Here is a 1,015-nt window from a genome sequence, read left to right as displayed (position 1 = left end):
GTTGGAGCGCCTGGGTGAGGACCTTGTCGCTGACTCCCGCGATGCGCACGAGGAGTTCCTGCCGGCGTGTCGCCCCTGCCCGCAGGGCGGAGAGCACGACGGGGTCCCAGGTGTGGCGGATGAGTTCGGCGGCGGCACGCACATGGCAATCGGAGACGAACGTATGACAGGGCTCCTCGTTCATGGGGCCCAGCGTCCCACCAGCCTCCTACCAAACGGTAGGAGCGCCGGACGTAGCGTTCCTGGGGCACCGCTTCCGGACGAAGGAGAACGCTGTGAACGTTGGCATGCTCGGCACCGGGAACCTGGCCGAGACGCTCGGCCGCGCCTGGGCCCGGTCCGGTCATTCGATCCTGGTGACCGGGCGCGACCCGCTGCACGCCGACAGGGCCGCCGGCCGGATCCCGGCCGCGGAGGCCGTCGCCCCCGCCGACTTCGCAGGGAGGACCGACGCGGTCGTGGTCGCGGTCCCGTGGGAAGGGCTGACGGCCGTCCTCCAGCTCGTCGGCGCACCCGACGGGGCGCTGGCGGGCAGGACGGTGATCGACTGCACCAACCCGGTCGACTACGCGACCGGCGAGCTGAAGCCCGCCTCCGGCTCCGCGGCACAGCTCGTGGCGCGCTCCGCTCCCGGTGCGCACGTCGTCAAGGCGCTGCACCTGTTCGCGGGAGCCTCGTGGCCGTACGCGGGGCCGCGGGAGACCGCGCCGGTCGTGGCGGTCTGCGGGACCGAGCGCCGCGCCCTGGACCTTGCGACGGCACTGATCGGGGACCTCGGCGGGCGCACGGCCGTGATCGGAGGGCTCGACAGCGCCCGGCAGTTGGAGGAGGCCGCGGGATTCGTCATGAGGGTCGCCGCCGCCGGACACAACCCGCGGCTCGCCGTCCCCGACATCGACCCGGAGTCGCTCGGCACTCGACAGGCGACGACCGGCTGAGCGGACGCCCCGTGGAAGGCGCGGCGCGTCGCGGACCGGAGCGTCGGTGGCCTGACGATGCCACCGAGCGTCGCCAG

The 1,015-nt window shown here is 73.5% G+C and carries 2 protein-coding genes; one reads left to right on the top strand and one right to left on the bottom strand.

Annotated features, from left to right (window positions below):
* Positions 1-184: winged helix-turn-helix transcriptional regulator (locus D7231_RS35960; protein WP_199739559.1), on the bottom strand; the 184-nt coding region annotated here is incomplete at its 3' end.
* A 91-nt stretch (positions 185-275) separates the two neighbouring features.
* On the opposite strand from D7231_RS35960, the gene D7231_RS35955 reads away from it, so the two are divergent.
* Positions 276-938 (top strand): NADPH-dependent F420 reductase, encoded by a 663-nt coding sequence (locus tag D7231_RS35955; protein WP_199739558.1) that lies wholly within the window; start codon positions 276-278, stop codon positions 936-938.
* The last annotated feature ends 77 nt before the right edge of the window (positions 939-1,015 follow it).

Origin of the sequence: Streptomyces klenkii (assembly GCF_003626645.1) — a bacterium.
In the GTDB taxonomy this organism is placed as follows: Bacteria; Actinomycetota; Actinomycetes; order Streptomycetales; family Streptomycetaceae; genus Streptomyces; species Streptomyces klenkii.
The sequence above is the reverse complement of the archived record's forward strand: the minus strand, read 5'-3'. Positions and strand labels throughout refer to the sequence as shown.